Raw genomic sequence first — 21,770 nt, 5'->3', positions numbered from 1 at the left:
AAGGGCGTCGTCGGCATGAGAGCCGCGCCCGCGCCGGCCCGTCATGCGAGGTCTTCTCCCGTTTCCGATCGATCGCTTCGGGGGTTCGTCACCCTCCGTCATCGCGAGCGGCCGCGAAGCGATCCAGGGCGCGACAGGTCCGGAAAGGTCGCGCCCTGGATCGCCACGGCTTCGCCTCGCAAGGACGCAGGACAGGCCGAAGTCATCGGCCGGATTTGCATTCCTCAGCCGATCGCTATCCGCGTGCGCGGACCGAGGCGGCGCATCAGCCGCAAGAGATCGGCGGGCTTGAGGGCGACGCAGCCTTCCGTCGGCCGGTAGCCGGGGCGGGCGATGTGCAGGAAGATCGCCGAGCCGCGTCCCGGGCGGATCGGGCCGCGGTTGTAGTCGAGGTCGATCACGAGGTTGTAGAGCCCGTCGTCGCGCCACAGCCCCTCGGCGCTCGCCGCCGTGCTCGGCAGCCGGATCGGCCGGTTGTAGCGGCGATCCTGGGGCGCATCGCACCATCCGTCGTGGGGCCGCGTCGCCCGCAAGGGCAGGGGGCTGACGGGGCGGACGGGGAAGTGATCGGGCCGGTAGAAGCCGCCGCGCAGGCGGAACACGCCCCGCGGCGAGGCCCCGTCCCCCTCGCGCTTGCGCGCCGTGACGCCGGAGCGCCCGAGGGCGCAGGGGATCACGGCCGCGCCCGCGATCAGCGTGCCGCGGGTCGGGTCGCCCGGCAGAGGGTGGACGCGCAGGACACCGAGCGTGGTCGGCCGCCTCCCTTGTCCGCTCCTGCCCTGCGCGCTCTTGCCCTGCCCGCTGTTACCCTGCGCGCTCTTGCCGCAACCTGTTGCTCCCGGTTTCGCAACCTGAAGGCGTCGCATTGCCGGTTCATCCCGCTTTCCACCCGGTCTGACGCCGTGTCGCGGCAGAGAAGCGTGGAACATGGCGAAAATTCTGCATAAGCGCGCAATCCGGATGTCCCGGCGCGTGAAACGAACTAGGTTCGTCGCCAGGCGGAGCCGTGAGGGGTCCGTCCGCGGCCAGCCAACGGGCAATATGCCTCTTCGGATCGGCGTGCCGTCATGAAATCGTCTCGGCTGCCTGCCTGGTCTTCGTGCGAAGTGCGAGGCGGCCGGAAATCCTGTCGAGAGCCGCTGCGTCGATGTCCAACCCCTATTGCCTCCTCGTCTGCGACGACGACGACGCCCTGCGCGAGGCATTGACGGAGCAGATCGACGCCTACGACGAGTTTTCCGTCGTCGGCGAGGCGACGGCCGCCGGGGCGCTGGCCCGTGTGGGACGGGAGCCGGTCGATCTGATCGTGATGGATCTCGGCCTGCCCGACATGGACGGGCGCGAGGCGGTGCGGACCCTGCGCCGCAACGGCTATCGCGGCCCGATCGTCATGCTGACCGCGCAGGAATCCGACGACGACATGGTCGAGGGCCTCGAATCGGGCGCCAACGACTACGTGGTCAAGCCGTTCAAGTTCGCCGTGCTGCTCGCCCGCATCCGGGTGCAGTTGCGCCAGCACGAGGCGAGCGAGGACGCGGTCTTCCGCATCGGCCCCTACACCTTCCGCCCGGGCGCCAAGCTGCTGGTGGGCGAGCGCGGCTCCAAGCTGAAGCTGACCGAGAAGGAGACGGCGATCCTGCGCTACCTCTACCGGGCCGGCCGCGAGGTGGTGGGGCGCGACACGCTGCTCGCCGAGGTGTGGGGCTACAACGCCCACGTCACCACCCACACGCTCGAAACGCATATCTATCGCCTGAGACAGAAGATCGAGCCGAACCCGGCGGTCGCGGCGATCCTCGTCACCGAGGGCGGCGGCTACAAGCTCCTGCCGTAGGCCTTCCGGACTCGTAGCGTATCCACGGTCTCCCACAGCCCCGCCCGGATCGGCGTATCGCGCGGTCGCCGCATCGGCTAAGCCTTGGCCGTGAGCGCATCGTCCCGAAAGGTGATTTCCGGCTTTCGGAAAAGACGATGTAATACCGACCGGCGATGATCCCGGCTCAGCGCCGGTTGCCCGCGCGAAGGCGCGGCGGCGGGCGTCCGCCGGACGCAGGGAAGACGACCATCGGTCGGATTCCCTGCAACTTGGTATAACGACAAGAAACGCGCATCGTCCCGGGGCTGATTTCCGGGACGATGCGCGCGTGTGAAGAAAACATCGCGGCCGAGGGGCGGACAGGCGTTGGGGCTCGACGACGACATCGCGATCCTCGCCGCGGCGCCGGTGTTCGAGCAGTTCCCGCGCGACGCGCTGCGCCTGCTGTGCTTTGCCGGCGAACGGCGCCTGCTCGAACCGGGCGATCGGCTGTTCGCCCGCGGCGAGCCGTCCGATGGCGGCTACGTCGTGATGTCCGGCACCATCGCGCTCGACGCCCGCCGGGCGGGCGAGGCGCCGGTCACCGTGTCCCGCTCCGGGGTGATCGGGCGCAACGCCCTGTTCCGACCCGTCGAGCGGCCGGCGGATGCCCGCGCGACCGAGCCCGCCGAGGTGATGCGGGTCACGCCCTCCGTGATGAGCCGCGTCCTGCGCGAGTTTCCCGACGCGGCCGCCGCCATCCACGGCGGCATGGCCGAGGAACTGCTCGGCCTCGTGCGGGGCCTGACCGGCGTGCGGGACCGTCTCGACCGCCTCTCCCCACGCAAACGGTGACAGGGCCGGGCGGCTTTTGTAAGCACGACCACCTTTCGCGCCCGAACCGTCCGGAAAGCCCCGATGCCCTACGCCGATCTCGAACAGACCATCGAAGCCGCCTGGGAGGAGCGCGCCGGCATCTCGACCGCGACCACCGGCGCCGTGCGCGAGGCGGTGGACGAGGCGCTGAACCTGCTCGATTCCGGGCGTGCCCGCGTCGCCGAGAAGGAAAACGAGTCCTGGCACGTCAACCAGTGGCTCAAGAAAGCGGTGCTGCTCTCCTTCCGCCTCAACGACATGGTGCCGATCGAGGGCGGCCCGGGCTCCTCGGCGTGGTGGGACAAGGTGCCCTCGAAATTCTCCGGCTGGGGCGAGGGCGAGTTCCGCGCCGCGGGCTTCCGCGCCGTGCCGGGCTGCTTCGTGCGCCGCGGCGCCTACATCGCCCCGGGCGCGGTGCTGATGCCGAGCTTCATCAATCTCGGCGCCCATGTCGGCGAGGGCACCATGGTCGATACCTGGGTGACGATCGGCTCCTGCGCCCAGGTGGGCAGGCACTGCCACATCTCGGGCGGTGCCGGCATCGCCGGCGTGCTGGAGCCGCTCCAGGCCAACCCGGTCATCATCGAGGACGACTGCTTCATCGGCGCCCGCGCCGAGGTCGCCGAGGGCGTGATCGTCGGCGAGGGCTCGGTCCTGTCGATGGGCGTCTACATCGGCGCCTCGACCCGCATCATCGACCGCACCACCGGCGAGACCTTTTACGGCCGGGTGCCCCCGTATTCCGTGGTGGTCTCGGGGACGACGCCCGGCAAGCCGCTGCCCGACGGCACCCCCGGCCCCGGCCTCTACTGCGCCGTGATCGTCAAGCGCGTCGATGCGGGCACGCGCGCCAAGACCGGCATCAACGAGCTGCTGCGGACCTGACGAACGCGGCCGGCACGCGGATGGCCGCCGAGACCCTCGACCTGACGGTGGCGGGCCGCCGCGTCCCGACGCCCTGCGCCGTGGTCGGGGCCGGGGCGACGGCCCTGCTCCTGCCGGCCCTGTCCTCGATCTCCGCCCGCGAGGAGATGCTGCCGCTCGCCCGCGAGCTCGGGGGAGCCTATCGCTGCCTCGTGCCGGATTGGCCGGGCTTCGGCGCGCATGACCGGGCGCGGCTGCCGCTGAACCCCGCAAACCTGCACGCCTTCCTCGACGTGCTGCTGCGCGCCGCGCCGGGGCCCTACGCCCTCGGCGTCGCGGCGGGCCACGCCGCGACCTATCTCGCGGCCGCCGCCCGCCGCCGTCCGGGCGCCTTCGAGCGGCTGGTTCTGGTGGCGCCGACCTGGCGCGGGCCGCTGCCGACGGCCCTGGGGGCGGCGCGCGCCGCGTGGTTCGGGCGGATCCGCCGGGCGGTCGAACTGCCGCTCGTCGGCGAGGCGCTCTATCGCATCAACATCAGCCCGCCGATCATCGGCCGGATGATGCGGGCCCACGTCTACGCCGAGCCCGCGCATGTCACGCCCGCCCTGATCGCCGCCAAGCACCGGATCACGCGCCAGCGGGGAGGGCGGTTCGGCACGGCGGCCTTCGTCACCGGCGGGCTCGACCCGTCGGAGTCGCGGGAGGCGTTCCTGGCGCTGTTCGGCGACGGCCTGCCGCCGGTGCAGGTGCTGCGCCCGGAGCGGGCGCCCCGCCGCTCCGGCGCCGAGATGGATGCGCTGGTCGCGACCGGCCGCGTCGCGACGGCGCGGGTGCCGGGGGCGCTGGGCGCGCACGAGGAATATCCGCAGGCCGTCGCCGCAGCGATTCGCGCCGCCTGATACGGTTTTCCGCCCGATGAAAGCGGCCACCGTCTCGGCAAGCCCGCGCGGCGCTCGAGCGAAGCCGACATCCGCCATCCCGAAGGGATCCATCGGATGTCGTATGATACGCCATCCGGTTGATGACTTCGGCCTCTCCTGCGTCATCGCGAGGCGAAGCCGTGGCGATCCAGGGCGCGACCTGTCCGGACAGGTCGCGCCCTGGATCGCTTCGCGGCCGCTCGCGATGACGGAGGGGGGCGAAACCCGAAGCGATCAATCGGAAACGGTATGAACCGGCTTCGGCTCTCCGCGATCGCTTCAGATGACGGTGGGCGCGGACTGTGACGCGCCTGTCGCAGGTCCCTCCTAGACAGACCGGGAGCGTCGGTTCGAGACTGATCGCGAAGTCCCCGGGCCGTTCCGCTCCCGATCCTACGCCCCGGCCTTCCGAAAGCTTCCTTCCGATGTCCCGCCCGATCCGCGCGCCGGTTCGCCTCGCCGCCCTCCTGATGCTGACGCTCGCCGCCGCGCCGCTTCGGGCCGAGCCGGCGCCGCCGTCCGGTCCGGAAAAATCCGCGCCCTCGCTCGAACGGGACAGGCTCGGCACCGCCGCCCCCAAGGGCTACCTGAGCGACAAGGGCTACCTGAGCGAGGAGGCCACGCCGAACCTCGTGGCGATCCTGCCGCCGCCGCCGGCCGGGCACTCGGCGGCGGAAGCCGCGGACCGGGCGGCCTACAACGCCACCCGGGCCTATCGGGGCAGCCCGCGTTGGGCGCTCGCCACGAACGACGTGGCCGATGGCGGCGCCGCGCTTCTCGAGGATTACGCCTGCGTGCTGGGCCGGCGCATCGATCAGGCGCGCGTGACCGACCTGATGCGCCTCCTCGACCGCGCCCGCGTCGACATCGCCCGGGCCACCCGCACGGCCAAGCGCCGCTATCGCCGCCTGCGCCCCTTCGTCGGCAACGATGCGCCGATCTGCGTCGCCCGCACCCCCGAACTCGCCGACAGCTTCAGCTACCCGTCCGGCCATTCGGGGCAGGGCTGGGCCTACGGGCTGATCATGGCGAGCCTGATGCCGGAGAAGGCGACCCGGTTCCTCGTGCGCAGCCGGCTCTACGGCGAGAGCCGGGTCGTCTGCGGCGTCCACTGGCTCAGCGACGTCGAGGCGGCCCGCACCGGCGCCGCGGCGGTCGTGGCGGTGCTGCTCGCCGATCCCGGCTTCCGCGCCGATCTGGAGCGTGCCCGGGCCGACCTGAAACGTGCGCTCGATGGGGAGGGGACGCAACCCGATCCCGCCCTCTGCGCCCGCGAGGAGGCCGCCGCGCGCCAGCCCCTGCTCTGACGGGAGACGACCGGCGGGACGCGGAACGCCGCGCCTCAGCGCTTCCAGACGCCGAGCCGCTCGCTGCGGGCATGGTCCTCGGCCGCGACGAGGTCGGGCGTGGCCTCGGCCGAAGCGCGGCCGCCGCCGTTGAACAGCACGACTTCCGAGAGGTCACGCCCCTCCACGGTGCAGATATGCGCGCTGCTGCCGGGCGCGGGCTGGCAGGTCACCGAGCGCTTCCGCAGGTACTTGCTCAATTCGTCCGCCTGACCGCCCCGAACCCATTCGACCCCGAACAGCCGCACGACCTTTCCGCCCACCCGCAGCGTCGCGGTGTCGATCACCTCCGGCACGCCGACGATGGCGTTGGCGCTCTTGCGCGGCGGTTCCGGCTCGCTCTGCCGCTCGGCGTCCGCGTTCGTGCCCGGCATGTCGGCGGGCGGCGCATCGGGCGCGGCCTCCTCGGAGGAGGCCCGGTCCGAGGCCGGCGCCGTCTGCGGCGCCTGGGTCTCGGCGGAGGACCGGGCGGGCGGCCTGGATGTCTCCGTGTCGCCCCCGCCGAGGGACAGCGCGGCCACGAGGCCGGCACCGGCCAAGGCACCGAGCGCCATCAGCGCGACCGGGCGGCGGCTGCCGACGGCCAGCGCATCCTCCGCGAGGTCGCGCAATCGCGTCGCCGTCCGCCGGGGCTGGAGGCCGCCGGCCACGCGCCGCCACCCCTCTCCGAGGCGGGCGCGCGCCTCGGAGAGGCGTTCCGCCGCGCCCGGGCCAGGCGCGGGGGGGACCGGCGCCGTGCCGTCCGGCGCGGGGCGGGGGCGGGCCTTCAGGCGCGCGGCGAGCCGGCTGCGCCAGTCCTCCACGGTCTCGCTCGCGGCGCTGGCCAAGGCCCGGCTGCGCTCGGCCGAGGTGTTCGCCAGCGAGCGCGCCAGGGCCGATTGCGTCTCCACGAAGCGGGCACCCGCGGCCCGCACGTCGGCGATGGTGTCGCGGGCGGGCTCCGGTTCCGGCTCGGGAGCGGGGGGCAGGAACAGCGGCGCGTGCCGTTCGCGAAGCTCCTCGACGAGATCGTGCAGCGTCAGCGGGACGCCCGCCCCCTCGGCTTCGCCCCGCAGGCGCACCGTGCCCGTCCGGTCGACGATCCGGTAGCCCGGCACGCCGTCGGCGGGCTCGACGAAGCCCTCCGCGATCAGCGCCAGCGTGCGGCGCGCCACCGGCCGCACCCCGCGCCGGTCGAGTTCGGCCAGGATCAGCGCGCGGATGCGGCGGTCGTCCTCGGAGACCGGCGCCTCCGCCGGCGCGGCCGTCTCGTCCTTGCTCCGGCCTGCGGCCTTTGCCGATCCCTTCACGCGCGCGATGCCCTGTTCTCGACCGTCCCCAGGGCGCGCCACGGCGGCGCCCCTTCATCCCTTCTACAGCATGGAGCGGCCGGCGCATCCGGTCGATGCGACCGCTCAACCCGGCACCGGCTCGTGCCGAGAGGCCGCGTCAGGCACCCGCCCGGCTGAGGACGCGGCTCGACTCGGCGACGATGACCGGCTGACCGCTCGAAAAGTCCACGGTGAGCGTGAGTTCGGCGATGCCGCGCGAGCGGGCGCCGCGGGCCGGGCTGACCGCCGTGAAGTCGTGGACGACCCGCACGAGGCAGGTGGCGCTCGGCCCGTCGCAGGCGACCTTCGGCTCACCCTGCGGCTCGTAGCGCCGCTCGGGCCAGCGCCGCACGAACCGCCGCTTCTCGGCCATCAGCGCGCCGATCGACATCGTGCGCCCGTGGAAACGGACCCGGCTGCCGTAGAAGTGCGGGGCGGCGGCCAGGGCCGTGCCGCTGGGGGCCGACACGCTGTCGAGATAGTCGAGGCTCAGGCGCCGCGCCGCGACGGCCCAGCCGGAGAAGCGCCGATCCGGCTCGGCCCGGGCCGGGCTCGCCGCCGGCGGCGGGGCAGGGCGATCGATCCGCGCGGCATCGGCATAAGTCCGGACATAAGTCCGGGCATGGGCGTGTTCGCGTGCCCGCTCGCGGATCGCGGCCCGGCGGGCGCGGCGCATCTCGGCGGCCCGGGCGCGGTCGTGGCGGTGCGTCTCCCGCCGCGAGCTGGCTTCCGACTCGGCCTCGGGGCGGGTGGGCTTGGCGGCAGCCTTCGTTGACGGCTTCGCCGGGCCCTTGGCTCGCTCGCCTCCGGCCGCCGAAGCGCCGGACTTCGCCGGCGGATCGATCCAGTTCGATCCCTGCTGGGCCAGGGCCGCACCGGCCAAGCAACCAGCCAAGCAACCGGAGGAAAGGAGGAGCGGCAGAAGCAGGACGGGGCGCATGACGAGACCGATCGGGCGAGCGGGCCTGAAGGTGCTTCGCGGACCGCCCGACGGCCCTCGGCTCCGGCCTCGGATGCGTACGGCAGCGGGCGTTCCGCGAGGGGCGGTCGGCGGCAACGGAACGCGCGGCGATACCGCTACGGTTCCACGCTTTTCCGACGCCGGACAAGTCCCCTACACCGAGTCCGGTGCCCGTGCGACCGCCCGCCGGGCCCGGATGGCCGGTTACCCCCGCTGTCCCGGTTTGCGGCCGTCCGTGATCGGCCGCGCCGCCGCGGCCCTTGCCATCGGGGTGGAAGGGCCCACCTTGAGCGTGGCTGTCCTCGCCCGGTCCGCACTTTCCTCGCACCGGGCGGAGCGCTCCCGCGGCGGGGCGCGGGAGGATCGCCGGAGACGGGTCCGGGCCCCTCTGACGGCCGAGGCGTCGGCCGTGATGTCGGATCCTTCACAGGCTTTGCGCGAACGCGGCGCGGAAAGCGTGCGAGGACTGCCCCTTGCCGGCCATCCCGTTGCCCGAACTGCCGCCTTTGCCCCGTCCGGATGCGCGCGGAGCGGTTTCTTGAGCGCAGCCCCCGACGGCAGGCGCCGCGCGCTCCTCCTCGTCAACGGCAGGGCCCGCAGCGGCGGCGCGCCGCTGGACGCGATCCGCCGGGCCCTGCGCGAGGGCGGCCTCGACCTCGTCGAGCCCGAAGGCAGCCACGATTGCAAGGCGGTGATCGGGCGCCATGCCGAGACGGTCGACCTCGTGATCCTCGGCGGCGGCGACGGCACCATGAACGCGGCGGCGCCCGCCCTGGTCGAGACGGGCCTGCCCTTCGGCATCCTGCCGCTCGGCACCGCCAACGATCTCGCGCGCTCCCTCGGCCTGCCCCTCGAACCGGAAGCCGCCGCCCGGCTGATCCCGACCGCGCCGGAGAAGGCGATCGATCTCGGCTGGGTCAACGGGCACTACTACTTCAACGTGGCGAGCGTCGGCTTCTCGGCCGATCTCGCCGGCGAGCTGACGGCGGAGGCCAAGAAGGCCTGGGGGACGGTGGGCTACGCCATCGCCGCCTTCCGCCTGCTGCGCCGCGCGCGCCCCTTCACGGTGACGATCGAGCATGACGGCCGCACCGAGAAGGTGACCACCATCCAGGCCTCGGTCGGCAACGGGCGCCATTACGGCGGCGGCATGACCGTGCAGGAGGACGCCACCGTCGATGACGGGCGGCTCGATTTCTACAGCCTGGAGGTCGCCCATTGGTGGCGGCTGATCGCGCTGCTTCCGGCCCTGCGCCGGGGCACCCACGGCAAGGCGGCGGACGTGCGCGCCTTCGAGACCACGGAACTGGTGCTGACGACCCGCAAGCCGCGGGCGGTCAACACCGACGGCGAACTCACCACCTGGACGCCGGCGCATTTCAAGGTGGTGCCGAAGGTCGTGCGGGTGCTGGCGCCGCCGAACGCGGCGCCGGGCGCGACGATCCGCTTCCCCCTGCCCTTCTAGAACCGGCCTGGAGCGCGGCAGTTTTCCCGTGAAAACCGCGAGCGGGGGGGCTCATACGACATCCGGTTGATGACTTCGGCCTCTCCTGCGTCATCGCGAGGCGAAGCCGTGGCGATCCAGGGCGCGACCTTTCCGGACAGGTCACGCCCTGGATCGCTTCGCGGCCGCTCGCGATGACGGAGGGTGGCCAAACCCGAGGCGATCAAGCGGAAACGGTATCATACGACTCCGGTCGATGAGTTCGGCCTCTCCTCCGTCATTGCGAGGCTCGGCGCAAGCCATCCAGGGCGCGCCCTTTCCGGACCTGTCGCGCCCTGGATCGCTTCGCGGCCGCTCGCGATGACGGAAGAGGGGCGAAACCCGAAGCGATCGATCGGAAACGGTCTCAGCGGATCAGGTTGGTCTTGGCCAGATCGAGGATCGCATCGCCCCGCCCGTTCATCACCGCCTGGAGCGCGTAGAGGCTGAAGCCCTTCACCTGCTCGGCCTGGAGCTTCGGCGGCATCGCCAGTTCCTGGCGGTTCGTCACCACGTCGAGCAGGGCGGGGCCGGGATGGGACAGCACGTCCCGGATCGCGCCCTCCAGATCGCCCGGATCCTCGACCCGGCGGGCATGGATGCCGATGGCGCGGGCCATGGCGGCGAAGTCCGGGTTTTCCAGCGCGACGCCGGTCTCGAGATAGCCCGCGGCCTTCATCTCGAGCTCGACGAAGCCGAGCGTGCCGTTGTTGTAGACGACCACCTTCACCGGCAGCTTCTCCTGCGTCAGGGTGAGGATGTCGCCCATCAGCATGGCGAAACCGCCGTCGCCCGAGAGCGAGATCACCTGCCGCCCCGGGCTCGCCGCCTGGATGCCGATGGCGTGGGGTAGGGCGTTGGCCATCGAGCCGTGCGCCCAGGAGCCGATCAGGCGCCGCCCGGCGCTCATGGCGAGGTAGCGCGCCGCCCAGACCGTCGGCGTGCCGACATCGGCGGTGAACACCGCGTCGTCGTGCGCCGCCTCGCTCAGCAGGCGGGTGAGGTATTGCGGGTGGATCGGCCGGCGGCCGGCCTTGCCGGTGGCGAGGTCGTCGAGGCCTTCGCGCGCCTTGGCGTAGTGCTTGAGGCAGGCTTCCAGGTGCCGCGCGCTGTCGTTGCCGGTCAGCCGCGGCAGCAAAGCCTCGATGGTCGCGGCGACGTCGCCGACGAGGCCGAGGTCGAGCCGGCAGCGCTTGCCCAGATTCTCCGGGCGCAGATCGACCTGCGCGATTCGCGCGTGCTCGGGATAGAACTGGCGGTAGGGGAAGTCGGTGCCGAGCAGCAGCAGGGTCTCGCAGGCCTCCATCGCCGCATAGCCCGAGGAAAAGCCGATCAGGCCGGTCATGCCGACATCGTAGGGATTGTCGTGCTCCACATGCTCCTTGCCGCCGAGCGCGTGGACGATCGGGCTCTTGAGCGTGTCCGCCAGCCGCATCAGCGGCGCGTGCGCCCCGGCGCAGCCGCGCCCGCACATCAGCGTGATGTTCCTGGAGGTGTTGAGAAGGTCGGCCAGCCGGTCGAGTTCGTCGGCCGGCGGCACGGCGACGGGTGCGCGCGGGCGCAGCGTCGCGGGCGCGGCAAGGGCGCGCCGGGGGGCTTCCCTGAGCGCCACGGTGCCGGGGATGACCACCACGGCGACGCCGCGCTGACCCACCGCCGTACGGATCGCGACCTCCAGCACGTTGGGCAACTGCTCCGGGTCCGAGACCAGCTCGCAGAAATGGCTGCAATCGCGAAAAAGCGCCTCGGGCCGCGTCGCCTGGAAGTAGTCGAGGCCGATCTCGCTCGACGGGATGTGGGCGGCGATCGCCAGCACCGGCGTGCGGGTGCGGTGGGCGTCGAACAGGCCGTTGATGAGATGGAGGTTGCCCGGTCCGCAGGAGCCGGCGCAGACGGCGAGTTCGCCGGTGACCTGCGCCTCGCCCGCGGCGGCGAAGGCGGCGACCTCCTCGTGGCGGACATGCACCCAGTCGATCACGCCGCGGCTGCGGATCGCCTCGGTGATGCCGTTCAGGCTGTCGCCGACGAGGCCGTAGACGCGCCGCACGCCCGCCTGCTGGAGCGTCTCGACCACGAGATCCGATACGTTGCGGGTTGCCATGCGCCGTCTCCGAACGGGGCCGCCCCGCAGGGCGGTGACGGCGGGCCAACGTGACAGGCCTGCGATGGTTCGCGGAAGCGGAAGATTTTGCGATGACGGCACAATCTCTCATGCCGGGATCGGGATGGCCGGCAAAATGATCCGTTCGTCAGGATCGGCGGGGTTGCCCGGGCGAGGGTCGTCTTCGCTCGGGGCGGTCGGCGGCGGGCCGCGCAAGTCCGCCCGGTGACCTTCGCGGGTCCCGGATCGCCTTCGCCGGACGGCGCGCCATGGCGGCGCGGTCGTCCCTCCGTCATCGCGAGGCGAAGCCGAAGCGGTCCGGAAGCGCGGCGGCCCATGGCTCCCTCACGGCGAAGACGATCGTTCCCGAAAGGAAAACGGCCGGGCGAACCCGGCCATCCTCGGTCGCCGTTTCGGAAAAACCTACTTCGCGCTCATCGCGTCGGCCTTCTGGATCAGCGCCTCCGCCATGCGGATCGAGGCGATGTCGATCAGGCGGCCGTCGAGGGAGACGGCGCCGCGGCCGGCCTTGGCCGCCTCTTCCATGGCCTCCAGGATGCGGCGGGCCTTGGTGACCTCGCCCTCGGACGGGGTGAACACCTCGTTGGCCAGTTCGATCTGCGAGGGGTGGATCGCCCACTTGCCCTCGAAGCCGAGCGCGGCGCAGCGGCGGGCGGCCGACGTGTAGCCGTCCGGATCGGAGAAGTCGCCGAACGGGCCGTCGATCGGGCGCAGGCCGTAGGCGCGGCAGGCCACCAGCATGCGGTTCTGGGCGAACAGCCACGGGTCCTGCCAGTGGGTCTCGCGATTGCCGGCCTCGTCCTTGTCGGTCAGCACGCTGTAATCGGCGTTGACGCCGCCGATCACGGTGGAGCGGGCGCGGGTGGAGGCGGCGTAGTCGGCCACGCCGAAGGACATCGCCTCCAGGCGCTTGGAGGCGGTGGCGATCGCCTCGACATTGGCCATGCCCAGCGCGGTCTCGATCAGCACCTCGAAGCCGATCTTCTTCTCGCGCTTCTTGGCCTGCTCGATCTGCGTCGTCAGCACGTCGATGGCGTAGACGTCGGCCGGCACGCCGACCTTGGGGATCAGGATCATGTCCAACCGCGGACAAGCTTCGACGATATCGACCACGTCGCGGTACATGTAGTGGGTGTCGAGACCGTTGATGCGGATCATCATGGTCTTGTTGCCCCAATCCAGGTCGTTGAGCGCCTGGATGATGTTCTTGCGGGCCTGCTCCTTGTCGTCGGGTGCGACCGCGTCCTCGAGGTCGAGGAAGATCACGTCGGCCTTGGAGGCGGCCGACTTCTCCATGAAGGTCGGGTTGGAGCCGGGAACCGCGAGTTCCGAGCGGTGCAGACGGGGCGTCGCCTGCTGGATCAGGGTGAAGCTCATCGGGGATCCTCCGTTCTTCGAGACCGTCGTGTCCGTGTGCGCGGTCACTTTTCTCACTGTGGGTGCCGCGCTTCTATCGCGCGCGTCCGGGCCGGCCGTCCAGCCGGACCCGGAACACGTCGTCGAGACCGTATGCATTATCCAGTCGAGCCGAAGCCGACGGCGATGCAATTGATCGACAGGAGCAGGGCGGACTTCACCGCCTCGCGCTCGTCCTCGTCGGGCTCGCTGCGGTAGCGGCGCAGCAATTCGACCTGCTCGCGGCTGACTTGGTTGATGGTCGGCAGCCGCCCCTGGAGCCGCTCGCGGAACTGCGGGAAGCGCTGCGCCAGTTCGCCGTCGCCCGAGACCCGCGCCACCATCTCCCGCGTCAGCGCGTACTCCGCCTCGATCATCGCGAAGATGCGCGAGCGGATGCCCTCGTCCTCGACCAGGCCGGCATAGTCGCGGGCGATTCCGAGATCGACCATCATCAGCGTCTTCTCGACCTCGTCGAGGATCAGGCGGAACACCCGGCAGTCCCGGAACAGGCGCTTCAGCAGCGCCTCGCCGGGTTCGCCGCGCACGTCGATGAAGCTTTTGAGCCCCGAGCCGACGCCGTACCAGCCGGTGACGACGTGCCGGTTCTGCGACCACGCGAACACCCAGGGGATCGCCCGCAGGTCCGAGAGCGACTTGGCGCCGAAGCGCCGGGCCGGGCGCGAGCCGATGTTGAGCAGCGCGATCTCGTCGAGCGGGCTCGCCGCCTGGAAGTAATCGACGAGGCCGTCGGCCTGGAGCAGGTTGACGTAGGCCGCCCGCGAGGCGCCCGAGAGCGCCTCCAGGGCGTCGTCGAGTTCGGCGCGCGAGCCGTTGCCGTTGCCTTCCGAGAGCAGGGCGTGCTCGAAGACGGAGGCCGCGAGCAGCTCCATCTGGTAGGCGGCGGTGCCGCGGTTGGCGTATTTGAACGAGACGACCTCGCCCTGCTCGGTGATGCGGAAGCGGCCCTGGATCGAGCCCGGCGGCTGGGCACTGATCCCGCGATGGGTCGGCACGCCGCCGCGGCTCACCGAGCCGCCGCGGCCGTGGAAGAAGGCGATCGGCACGCCGAGATGGTTGCCGAGCACGGTCAGCCGGCTTTGGGCCTTGTACAGCTCCCAGTTCGAGGCGATGAAGCCGCCGTCCTTGTTCGAGTCGGAATAGCCGATCATCACCTCCTGCACCCCGCCCTGCCAGCGGGTGGAGCGCCGCACCACCGGGATGCCGAGCAGCTCCTTCATGATGGTCGGCGCGGCGCGCAGGTCGTCGATCGTCTCGAACAGCGGCACGATCGGCAGCGGGCAGATTTCCGTGCCCGTCGCGTCGAGGAAGAGGCCGGCCTCCTTGGCGAGCAGGTAGGCGCCGAGCACGTCGACGGTGGAACGCGTCATCGACAGGACGAAGGCGCCGAAGGCCTCGCGGTCGAGGGTGTCGCGCATCTCGCCGACGAGCGCGAAGGTCGAGAGCGTCTCCCGCGCGTCGTCGGGCAGACGGTCGGCGAAATCCTCGAACGCGGTCTCAGGCGTGCGCGGCCGGGCGAGCTCGGTGAGCAGCCAGTCCTTCCAGGCCGGCGTGTCGAGTTCCGGCGGCTCGCGGTCGCCGTTGCGCAAGCGCCACAGCGCGTGCAGCGTCTTCGTGGTGCGGGTCGAGTTCTCGCGCAGATCGAGCCGCACGGTCGAGAAGCGGAAGATCTCGACCATCCGCCGTACGGGCCGCACGATGTCGGTGGCGAGCGCGCCGCACCTGGCGTCGGCGAGCCCCTTCTCCAGGGTGCGCAGGTCGTTGATGAGCCCGTCCGCGCTCGGATAGTCGGGACCGACCGAGCGGGCGCCCTTGTTGCGGGCGATGGTGGCTTCGAGCTTGCGCAGGACGCAGGTGAGGAACTGGCGGTAGGCCTCGCCCGGGTTGCGGCCGGCGATCGCCCGCCCGTCGCCGGACTCGGCCAGAAGATGCGCGAGTTCCTGACGGAAGCCTTCCGGCACCGGTAGCGAGCGCTCGGTGATCGAGAGCACGCGGCCGAGATGGGTGATGCCGTCGCGGTAGCGGCGCAAGGACGCCAGCGCGTTGCGCTGGAGCGTCTCGCGGGTGACGCTCGCGGTGACGTAGGGGTTGCCGTCGCGGTCGCCGCCGATCCAGCTTCCGAATTGGAAGAAGGGCGGCACCTCGAAGGTCTCGTCCGGGTAGTACTGGGCGAGGCTCTCTTCGAGCGAGACCATCACCTCGGGCAGCATCTCGAACAGGGTCTCGTCGAAGAAGTGCAGGCCCCAGGCGACCTCGCGCTCGACGGTGGCCTTCTCCAGATGCAGTTCGCCCGTCATCCAGATCAGCTCGATCTGGTCGCGCAGCTCGTTCATCAGGCCGTTGCGCTCGCGCTCGGTCCAGCGCGGCAGCTCCAGTTCGCGCAGGACGAGGTAGATGCGGCGCAGCTTCTCCAGCACCGTCACCCGCTTGCCCTCGGTCGGGTGCGCGGTGATGGTCGGGCGGATGCGCAGGTCTTTCAGCAGCGCGTGGATCCGCTGCGCCCCGATGCCGCGGGCGGAGGCTTCCGCCAGCACCTTGGCGAAGGAGCCGTTCAGCGCCGCGCGGCCCTGGTCGCGCTCGACGTGGCGGCGGCGGCGCATGGCCGCGTTCTGCTCGGCGATCGAGACGAGCTGGAACCAGATGCCCTGCACCTGGAGCGCGCGGGCCAGCATCTCCGGCGTGAAGGCCGAGATGTCGGCGCGCCCGTGCAGCACGTCCTCCAGCTCGGGATCGTGGCGGCGGGCCACGTCGAGCAGGGCGTGGAACAGGATGTCGAGGGCGTCCTCGGTGGCCGTGCCGGTGATGACCGGCGGCGCGAAGGTCGAGTCGGTCGCGGCTGACGGCCGGGCGTGCAGCGTCTTGGTCATAAAGATCCCCCTCGGCGAGGTTTTTTTGAGAGTCCAGCGGGCGGGCTGCGGGAGAGCAGATCACTTCAGATCGACGGGGTGTCTTCCGCTGGTAGGCCGGAGCGGAGACCTCGAACTGGTCTTTCCCAACCTCACCCTCATCCCGAGGTGCCGGCGCGAAGCGGTGGCCTCGAAGGATCGTCCAGAAATCGCCCGCGCTCTGGAGGACCCTTCGAGGCCGCTTCGCGGCACCTCAGGGTGAGGGGTTGGACGGGAACAGCGCCCCTGACCGCCCCTGACCGCCTCAGGCCGCGCGGGCGAGAACGTCCGCCACGGTGCGGCCGAAGGAGCCCGGATCGGGCGCGACGGTCAGGCCGTAGGACTCCATGATCTCGGCCTTCTCCGCGGCGCTGTCGCCGGTCGCCGAGATGATCGCGCCGGCGTGCCCCATGCGGCGGCCCTTCGGGGCGGTGAGGCCCGCGACGAACCCGATCACGGGCTTCGAAAAGTTCTCCTCGATCCAGGCCGAGGCCTCGGCCTCCTGCGGGCCGCCGATCTCGCCGATCATCAGCACGGCCTCCGTCTCCGGATCCTCCTCGAACAGGGCGAGATGGTCGAGGAAGGAGGAGCCGTTGATCGGGTCGCCGCCGATGCCGACGGAGGTCGAGATGCCGATCCCGAGTTCCTTCATCTGCGCCGCCGCCTCGTAGCCGAGCGTCCCCGAGCGCGAGATCACGCCGACCTTGCCGGGCAGGTAGATGTGGCCGGGCATGATGCCGAGCATCGACTTGCCGGGCGAGACGATGCCGGCGCAGTTCGGGCCCACCACCATGGTGCGCTTGTCCTTGGGGTAGCGCCGCAGGTAGCGCTTCACCCGCATCATGTCCTGGGCGGGGATGCCGTCGGTGATCGAGCAGACGAGCTTCAGGCCGGCATCGGCCGCCTCCATGATCGCGTCCGCCGCGAAGGGGGGCGCCACGAAGGTGATCGAGGTGGTGGCGCCGGTGGCGGCGACCGCCTCCTTGACGGTGTCGAACACCGGCACGCCGCAATGGGTCTTGCCGCCCTTGCCGGGCGTGACGCCGCCGACGACGTTCGAGCCGTAGGCGATCATTTCACGCGCGTGGAAGGTGCCCTTGTCGCCGGTGATGCCCTGGACGAGGATCGGGGTCTTCTCGTCGATGAGAATGCTCATGGCGTGATTCCTTCTCCTTCGTCAGTGCCGGGCGCCGTGGCAGGCCTCGACGGCCTTGCGCGCGGCGTCCGTCAGGGTGTCGGCGGTGATGAGGTCGAGCCCGCTCTCGGCCAGGATCCTCTGGCCCTCCGCGACGTTCGTGCCGGCGAGCCGCACCACCAGCGGCACGTCGATCCTCACCTCGCGCGCGGCCTTCACCACGCCCTCCGCGACCCAGTCGCAGCGGTTGATGCCGGCGAAGATGTTGACGAGGATCGCCTTCACGTTGCGGTCCGAGAGGACGAGGCGGAAGGCCGTCGCCACGCGGTCCGGGCTGGCACCGCCGCCCACGTCCAGGAAATTCGCCGGCTCGCCGCCCGCGTGCTTGATCATGTCCATGGTCGCCATGGCGAGCCCGGCGCCGTTGACGATGCAGCCGATCTCGCCCTCCAGCCCGATATAGCTGAGGTTGTGCTCGGCGGCCTGGGCCTCGCGGGGATCGCCTTGCGACGGGTCGTGCATGTCGGCGATGTTGCGGCGGCGGAACAGGGCGTTGTCGTCGAAGGACATCTTGGCGTCGAGCGCCAGCACCCGGTCGTCCTTGGTGACGACGAGGGGGTTGATCTCCAGCATGGTGCCGTCGCAGTCGCGGAACGCCCGGTAGGCGTTCATGATGGTCTTCACCGCCGCCGAGACCTGCTTGATGTTGAGGCCCAATTGGAAGGCGATCTCGCGGGCCTGGAACTGCTGCAGGCCGACCGCCGGCTCGACCACCACCTGGATCAGCGCCTCCGGCTCCTTGGCGGCGATCTCCTCGATGTCCATGCCGCCGCGCTGGCTGGCGATGACGCGCACGCGTTCGGCCTTCCGGTCCAGCACGTAGCCGAGATAGAGTTCGCGCTCGAACGGGTCGGCGGTCTCGACGTAGACCCGCTGCACCGGCTTGCCGTCCGGCCCGGTCTGGAGCGTCACGAGGCGTTTTCCCAGCAGGTCGCGGGCGGCGTCGCGCACTTCGTTGTAGGTGCGGCAGAGCTTGATCCCGCCCGCCTTGCCGCGGGCGCCGGCGTGGATCTGAGCCTTCACCGCCCAGAACGAGCCGCCGAGTTCGGTCGCGGCGTAGACCGCCTGGTCCGGGCTGAAGGCCACGGCGCCCTTCGGGACGGCGACCCCGAAGCTCGCGAGCAGCTCCTTGGCCTGATACTCGTGAACGTCCATCGAGACCTCCTTCGCGTTTCCGTTCTTGTTGGGCCGACCTTCGCGGAAAAATTACTTTTCGGGAAGCGGGTCGGCTCTCAATTTTTTCTTGTTTTTGGCTTCAGTTTGCTTGCCGCCCAGAGACTTAGCGGGCTTCCAAACTGCGGATCGCTCGGCGCGGGCACGGATCACGGCGACGTTCGTCCCAACCCTCACCTCATCCTGAGGTGCCGGAGCGCAGCGTAGGCCTCGAAGGATCCTCCAGAAATCGCGCGGCTGCCGGAGGATCCTTCGAGGCCGCTTCGCGGCACCTCAGGATGAGGTTCAGGGTTGGACGGAGGCGATTCGCTCTCCGTCCTTGCGAGGCGAAGCCGAAGCAATCCAGCACGCCGCCCTGTCCGGACAGGTCGCGCCCCTGGCTCGCTTCGCATGCGCTCGCGATGACGGCGGGGACGCGCAGCGTTCCGCCCGAACGCCTCAGTTCACCTTGGCCTTCACGGTCTCGTAGACGCGCTCGTTGAGCGTGCCGGCCTCGCCCAGCAGGGTCTCCAGTTCCTTCAGCCGCTCCTCGGCGAAGGCGCGGTCGTCCAGGCCCTTGGCGTTGACGTAGACGTTGAGTGCGGCCGAGCGCAGACCGGCATAGGCCGAGAGCACCGCGACGCCGGCATCCGAGATCACGTTGAGATTGCCCTTCTCGGCGACGATCTCGGCCAGATCGATCACCGCGCGGCAGACGCGGCAGCAGGCGAGCGGCACGTCGGTCGCCGTCTTGAGCGCTTCCTGGATCTTCCGGGCGCGGGCGGCCTTCTCCTCGTCGGTGTCCTTCGGCAGCCCGTAGGCGCCCATCACCGCGTCGAATGCTTCCACGTCGTCGGCGATCATGCCGGTCAGCGTCCTGCGCAGGCCTTCCGACTTCTCCAGCACCTGCCTCAGGTCGGCCTCGACCTCGGCGTACTTCTTCTTGCCGATGGTGAGGTTGCACACCATCGACACCAGTGCCGCGCCCATGGCGCCGGAAATCGCGGCGGCACCGCCGCCGCCGGGGGTGGGCGCCGAGCTCGCCAGACCGTCGAGGAATGTTTCGATCGTCTCGTTCGCGGCCATGGGTCCCTCCCCTCGCAGTTCTTGTTTGAAGTGGGCGACGCGCCGTCAGGCCATGTCCTTGGCGAGCGCGTAGATCTCCTCGGCGTCGAACACGCCTTCGGTCGATTCGAACAGCTTGGCGATGCAGGCGCGGTGCAGCTTGAGCTTCAGGCCGCCGATGCCGAGGGCACCGAACGCTTTCTTGCCGTGGCGCTCACGCGCCTTGTCCATGGCGTCGATGCCGCCGAAGCCGAGCGGGGGCTGGGCGTTGTAGTCGGCCACGATCTCGACGCTCGCCTCGTCCTTCCATCCGGATTCGGGAAGCAGCTCGATGCCGATGGCACCGGCCGAGAAGATCAGGTTCCGGCCCTTGACGATGGCGACGCGGGACGCTTCGTCCGGCGTGGCGGCGGCCGTCACGTTGACGCCGAAGCGCTTGTTCACGGCATCCGCCGCCCCTTGCGCCCGGTCGAGCTGGCGGGCGGCGAGGATCACCTCGGCGCCCTCCTTGGCGAGCAGCGCCGCCGAGCGCATGCCGACCGGGCCGGTGCCGGCGAGCACGACCGCCTTCTTGCCCTGGACCGAACCGCCGGCCGCCTTGACGACGAGGGCGACGCCCGCCGCGGCCGTGGTGTTGGAGCCGTTCGAATCGAGCATGGTCGAGACGCGGAAGGGACCGAAGAAGCGCTTCTTGACCGCCTCGAACACCGCCTCGCCCGCGGCCATGTCGCCGCCGCCGACGAAGATCGCGGTCGACTTCTTCTCCGAGCCGCCGCGGGTGTAGATCGTGCCGTCCACCAGCGCGCCCACGTTGTCCGTCGTCACGTCGCCGTAGCCGGTGATGTGGTCGGCGCCGCCGTCGTAGCCGACGACCGTGTCGAACACGCTCGGAACCGCATCGGTGTCGAACAGGAAGAGAAGCTTCTTGGTCATTTCGCCTCTGGCTGTTGGCTGGCCGCGCGGATGAGAGCACGACCGCTTCATAGGGGTGGCTTGGGGGTGGCTTGGCGCCTGTCGCCGCGGCGACGGCCGTCGAAACTTCGTTCACCCGGATGATCCCACCCTCTCCCTCATCCTGAGGTGCCTTCGCGAAGCGGAGGCCTCGAAGGGTGCTCCAGGGATCGCCGCGGGATCTGGAGGATCCTTCGAGGCCGCTTCGCGGCACCTCAGGATGAGGCGTATGGGTGGGAGACCCGAAGGGTCTACGCCTCGACGACGTTCTGCGGCTTGCCCGCCACGTACGCCTCGATGTTGTCCACGAGCTGGTCGGCGAGGATCTGCATCGCCTCCTTGCTCGCCCAGGCCACGTGCGGGGTGACGATCAGGTTCGGCAGGTCGGCCTCGCACAGGATGTTGCCGTCCTTCGGCGGCTCCTGGGCCACCACGTCGAAGCCGGCGCCGCCGATGGTGCCGTCCTTGAGCGCCTGGAGGAGGGCCGCCTCGTCCACGAGCCCGCCGCGGGCCGTGTTGATGAGGATCGCCGAGCGCTTCATCTTCCTGAGCTCGTCGGCCCCGATCATGTTGCGGGTGTCGGGGGTGAGCGGCACGTGGAGCGTGATGACGTCGGACCGGGTGAGGATCGTGTCGAGATCGACGAGCCCGTCCTGCGGGAACACGTCGTAGGCCAGCACCGTCATGCCGAGCGCCTCGGCCCGCTTGGCGATCGACTTGCCGAGCGCCCCGTAGCCGATGATGCCGAGCGTCGAGCCGGCGATGTCGTGGATCGGGTAGTCGAAGTAGCAGAACTGGGTCGACTTGTTCCAATCCCCCCGGCGCACGGAATTGGCGTAAGGGACGATCGCCCGGCGCAGCGCGAACATCAGGCCCACGACGTGCTCGGGGACCGTGTTGAAGGCGTAGTTGCGGATGTTGACGACCGTGACCCCCTGCGCCTTGGCGGCGGCCTTGTCGACGACGTCCGTGCCCGTGGCGGCCACCGCGATCAGCTTCAGGTCGGGAAGCCGTTTCAGCGTGTCGGCGCGCATCGGCACCTTGTTGATGATCGCGATCTCGGCGCCCCGAAGGCGCTCGACGGTCTCCTCCGGCGTCCAGGTCGACTCGTATTCCTCGTACGCGTGCGGGAAGCTGAATTCGCGCACCGTCGCGTCGAGCGACTCGCGATCGAGGAAGACGACTTTCCTTGTCATTCTGGACCCCTTCCGGATCGACCGGCGGGCGATCGTGTCTCTCGCAAAACGCTCGCCGCAGCGAGAACGGTCCGTGACCGGGAGTTTTGCGAGGCACTTCACGCCGGCCCCGTTTCCTCAACCTGCTTTGACGCGTCTCCCGCGAGACGGGCCGGCAAGCCGGACGTTCCGCGGGGCGCCGTTCTTATATTGAGCGGAAGCGGCGCCGTTGGAACCGGCGCCGCGGCCCAAAA

General features: G+C 70.6%; 17 protein-coding genes. 6 read left to right on the top strand and 11 right to left on the bottom strand.

Annotation, left to right across the window (positions count from 1 at the left end):
- Positions 1-224: 224 nt before the first annotated feature.
- The gene (locus PGN25_12865) at positions 225-866 is read right to left on the bottom strand and encodes a L,D-transpeptidase family protein (GenBank protein MEH3118445.1); all 642 of its coding nucleotides are present in this window, start codon (positions 864-866) and stop codon (positions 225-227) included.
- 281 nt (positions 867-1,147) lie between these two features.
- Between PGN25_12865 and PGN25_12860 the strand changes: the two genes are divergently transcribed.
- The 5 genes from PGN25_12860 to PGN25_12840 all read left to right on the top strand — a co-directional run bounded on the left by PGN25_12860 (position 1,148) and on the right by PGN25_12840 (position 5,762).
- A complete protein-coding gene (locus PGN25_12860) occupies positions 1,148-1,834 on the top strand; it encodes a response regulator transcription factor (GenBank protein ID MEH3118444.1) in 687 nt (228 codons plus the stop codon).
- A 348-nt stretch (positions 1,835-2,182) separates the two neighbouring features.
- The gene (locus PGN25_12855; protein ID MEH3118443.1) at positions 2,183-2,650 is read left to right on the top strand and encodes a Crp/Fnr family transcriptional regulator; all 468 of its coding nucleotides are present in this window, start codon (positions 2,183-2,185) and stop codon (positions 2,648-2,650) included.
- 63 nt (positions 2,651-2,713) lie between these two features.
- Entirely contained in the window at positions 2,714-3,556 is an 843-nt protein-coding gene (gene dapD, locus PGN25_12850; protein MEH3118442.1) for a 2,3,4,5-tetrahydropyridine-2,6-dicarboxylate N-succinyltransferase, read from the top strand.
- Positions 3,557-3,576: 20 nt separating this feature from the next.
- Positions 3,577-4,434: an alpha/beta hydrolase gene (locus PGN25_12845; GenBank protein MEH3118441.1), complete on the top strand. Its 858-nt coding sequence runs from the start codon at positions 3,577-3,579 to the stop codon at positions 4,432-4,434.
- 446 nt (positions 4,435-4,880) lie between these two features.
- The gene (locus PGN25_12840; GenBank protein MEH3118440.1) at positions 4,881-5,762 is read left to right on the top strand and encodes a phosphatase PAP2 family protein; all 882 of its coding nucleotides are present in this window, start codon (positions 4,881-4,883) and stop codon (positions 5,760-5,762) included.
- 35 nt (positions 5,763-5,797) lie between these two features.
- Here PGN25_12840 and PGN25_12835 read toward each other — a convergent pair whose 3' ends face one another.
- Both PGN25_12835 and PGN25_12830 read right to left on the bottom strand, forming a co-directional pair.
- Positions 5,798-7,090: a hypothetical protein gene (locus tag PGN25_12835; GenBank protein MEH3118439.1), complete on the bottom strand. Its 1,293-nt coding sequence runs from the start codon at positions 7,088-7,090 to the stop codon at positions 5,798-5,800.
- Between the two features lie 139 nt (positions 7,091-7,229).
- Positions 7,230-7,994: a hypothetical protein gene (locus PGN25_12830; GenBank protein MEH3118438.1), complete on the bottom strand. Its 765-nt coding sequence runs from the start codon at positions 7,992-7,994 to the stop codon at positions 7,230-7,232.
- A gap of 616 nt (positions 7,995-8,610) precedes the next feature.
- On the opposite strand from PGN25_12830, the gene PGN25_12825 reads away from it, so the two are divergent.
- Positions 8,611-9,537, top strand: coding sequence for a lipid kinase (locus PGN25_12825; GenBank protein MEH3118437.1), 927 nt, complete (start codon positions 8,611-8,613; stop codon positions 9,535-9,537).
- Positions 9,538-9,922: 385 nt separating this feature from the next.
- Here the strand turns inward: PGN25_12825 and poxB are convergent, their stop codons facing one another.
- The 8 genes from poxB to PGN25_12785 form a co-directional block, all read right to left on the bottom strand.
- Positions 9,923-11,656: a ubiquinone-dependent pyruvate dehydrogenase gene (gene poxB, locus PGN25_12820; protein ID MEH3118436.1), complete on the bottom strand. Its 1,734-nt coding sequence runs from the start codon at positions 11,654-11,656 to the stop codon at positions 9,923-9,925.
- Positions 11,657-12,079: 423 nt separating this feature from the next.
- Positions 12,080-13,054: a CoA ester lyase gene (locus PGN25_12815; protein ID MEH3118435.1), complete on the bottom strand. Its 975-nt coding sequence runs from the start codon at positions 13,052-13,054 to the stop codon at positions 12,080-12,082.
- A gap of 137 nt (positions 13,055-13,191) precedes the next feature.
- A complete protein-coding gene (locus PGN25_12810) occupies positions 13,192-15,960 on the bottom strand; it encodes a phosphoenolpyruvate carboxylase (protein MEH3118434.1) in 2,769 nt (922 codons plus the stop codon).
- 283 nt (positions 15,961-16,243) lie between these two features.
- The gene (gene sucD, locus PGN25_12805; GenBank protein MEH3118433.1) at positions 16,244-17,134 is read right to left on the bottom strand and encodes a succinate--CoA ligase subunit alpha; all 891 of its coding nucleotides are present in this window, start codon (positions 17,132-17,134) and stop codon (positions 16,244-16,246) included.
- Between the two features lie 21 nt (positions 17,135-17,155).
- Entirely contained in the window at positions 17,156-18,328 is a 1,173-nt protein-coding gene (locus PGN25_12800) for a malate--CoA ligase subunit beta (protein MEH3118432.1), read from the bottom strand.
- Between the two features lie 456 nt (positions 18,329-18,784).
- Positions 18,785-19,411 (bottom strand): cyclodeaminase/cyclohydrolase family protein, encoded by a 627-nt coding sequence (locus tag PGN25_12795; GenBank protein ID MEH3118431.1) that lies wholly within the window; start codon positions 19,409-19,411, stop codon positions 18,785-18,787.
- Between the two features lie 45 nt (positions 19,412-19,456).
- Positions 19,457-20,323 (bottom strand): NADP-dependent methylenetetrahydromethanopterin/methylenetetrahydrofolate dehydrogenase, encoded by an 867-nt coding sequence (locus PGN25_12790; GenBank protein ID MEH3118430.1) that lies wholly within the window; start codon positions 20,321-20,323, stop codon positions 19,457-19,459.
- Between the two features lie 269 nt (positions 20,324-20,592).
- Entirely contained in the window at positions 20,593-21,537 is a 945-nt protein-coding gene (locus PGN25_12785; GenBank protein ID MEH3118429.1) for a D-2-hydroxyacid dehydrogenase, read from the bottom strand.
- Positions 21,538-21,770 lie beyond the last annotated feature (233 nt).

This window comes from Methylorubrum populi (assembly GCA_036946625.1).
In the GTDB taxonomy this organism is placed as follows: domain Bacteria; phylum Pseudomonadota; class Alphaproteobacteria; order Rhizobiales; family Beijerinckiaceae; genus Methylobacterium; species Methylobacterium populi_C.
The sequence above is the reverse complement of the archived record's forward strand: the minus strand, read 5'-3'. Positions and strand labels throughout refer to the sequence as shown.

Bases quoted from the DNA above. Each gene is read 5' to 3' on its own strand.
- PGN25_12790 (MEH3118430.1), bottom strand. From the start codon at position 20,323: ATGACCAAGAAGCTTCTCTTCCTGTTCGACACCGATGCGGTTCCGAGC.
- poxB (MEH3118436.1), bottom strand. From the start codon at position 11,656: ATGGCAACCCGCAACGTATCGGATCTCGTGGTCGAGACGCTCCAGCAG.
- PGN25_12800 (MEH3118432.1), bottom strand. From the start codon at position 18,328: ATGGACGTTCACGAGTATCAGGCCAAGGAGCTGCTCGCGAGCTTCGGG.
- PGN25_12860 (MEH3118444.1), top strand. From the start codon at position 1,148: ATGTCCAACCCCTATTGCCTCCTCGTCTGCGACGACGACGACGCCCTG.
- PGN25_12815 (MEH3118435.1), bottom strand. From the start codon at position 13,054: ATGAGCTTCACCCTGATCCAGCAGGCGACGCCCCGTCTGCACCGCTCG.
- PGN25_12785 (MEH3118429.1), bottom strand. From the start codon at position 21,537: ATGACAAGGAAAGTCGTCTTCCTCGATCGCGAGTCGCTCGACGCGACG.
- sucD (MEH3118433.1), bottom strand. From the start codon at position 17,134: ATGAGCATTCTCATCGACGAGAAGACCCCGATCCTCGTCCAGGGCATC.
- PGN25_12840 (MEH3118440.1), top strand. From the start codon at position 4,881: ATGTCCCGCCCGATCCGCGCGCCGGTTCGCCTCGCCGCCCTCCTGATG.
- PGN25_12795 (MEH3118431.1), bottom strand. From the start codon at position 19,411: ATGGCCGCGAACGAGACGATCGAAACATTCCTCGACGGTCTGGCGAGC.
- dapD (MEH3118442.1), top strand. From the start codon at position 2,714: ATGCCCTACGCCGATCTCGAACAGACCATCGAAGCCGCCTGGGAGGAG.
- PGN25_12865 (MEH3118445.1), bottom strand. From the start codon at position 866: ATGCGACGCCTTCAGGTTGCGAAACCGGGAGCAACAGGTTGCGGCAAG.
- PGN25_12810 (MEH3118434.1), bottom strand. From the start codon at position 15,960: ATGACCAAGACGCTGCACGCCCGGCCGTCAGCCGCGACCGACTCGACC.
- PGN25_12845 (MEH3118441.1), top strand. From the start codon at position 3,577: ATGGCCGCCGAGACCCTCGACCTGACGGTGGCGGGCCGCCGCGTCCCG.